1 protein-coding gene is annotated in these 1,039 nt (G+C 67.1%); it reads right to left on the bottom strand.

Annotation, left to right across the window (positions count from 1 at the left end; translation table 11 throughout):
• Window positions 1-802: RNA-guided endonuclease InsQ/TnpB family protein (locus tag ACWGJB_RS41635; RefSeq protein WP_453385228.1), on the bottom strand; the 802-nt coding region annotated here is incomplete at its 3' end.
• Window positions 803-1,039 lie beyond the last annotated feature (237 nt).

Below are 1,039 nucleotides of genomic sequence, written 5' to 3'. Positions count from 1 at the left end.
GTGTCGGTCTCGACAACGACGACATGCAGGGGCGAGGACACGGAACCGACAGGGTTTGCTTGAATCGTGTGCTCGGACGAAGGGCCAGCACGGTTACCTTCTCGCGGTTCTTCGATCCCTTCTGCTTGCGGGACAGCTCCCGCTGCGCCTTTTTGAGTTTCTTCTCCGCGCGGCGCAGAAACCGCGGGGAGTCGACCTTCGTGCCGTCGGACAGCACCGCGAAGTGGGCCAGGCCCAGGTCGATACCGATGTCCTGCTCGGCGTCCGGCATCCGCTGAAGGTCTGCGGCCGGGTCGGTGTCGATGACGAAGGAGGCGAAGTACCGTCCGGCCACGTCCCTGATCACGGTGACCGACGACGGCGTGGTGGGCAGGGCGCGGGACCACTTCACCTTCACCTCGCCGATCTTCGGGAGGTTCGGCCGGTCTTCGTCCGTGATCGACCAGCGGGCGTTGGCAGTGACCCGGATCGACTGCCGTTTGTCCTTGCGGGACTTGAAACGGGGCGGGCCCAGCTGCGGCCCTTTGCGAGTTCCCTTGAGAGAGGCGAAGAAGTTCTCGTACGCGGTATCGGCGTCGCGCAGGGACTGCTGGAGAACGACCGAGGAGACCGCGCCCAGCCAGGACCGTTCCACGGTCCGCTTCGCCTCGGTGATCAACTTCCTCGACAGCTCGCCCGCACTCGGGAACGCCTCACCCGCCGCGCGGCCGTCCTCGCGGGCGCGCACCGCGTCATTGAACACGACGCGGGCGCACCCGAACGCGATGGCCAACGCGGTGCGTTGGACCCTGTTCGGGTACAGGCGGAACCGGGATGCCCTGGCGTTCGCAGATCCGGATGATGCGGTGGGTACCGGCCGCCCTTCGCACACCTCACCCAACAGCACGGGAGCCTCGTGCGTAGCGCGTCCTGACTCCGTCCCCCTATCAGTGGCCACGCTGAAAGACCGCAGTGAGCGGCGCGGAGAAGAGGGCTCCGGCTGAAGCAGTCCACCGGTTTCCGGGGTTTTGGCCCCAGCCGCCCGGGGGGGGGCAACACC

Source organism: Streptomyces sp. NPDC054813, assembly GCF_053611365.1.
This window is presented reverse-complemented; position numbering and strand designations above follow the sequence as displayed.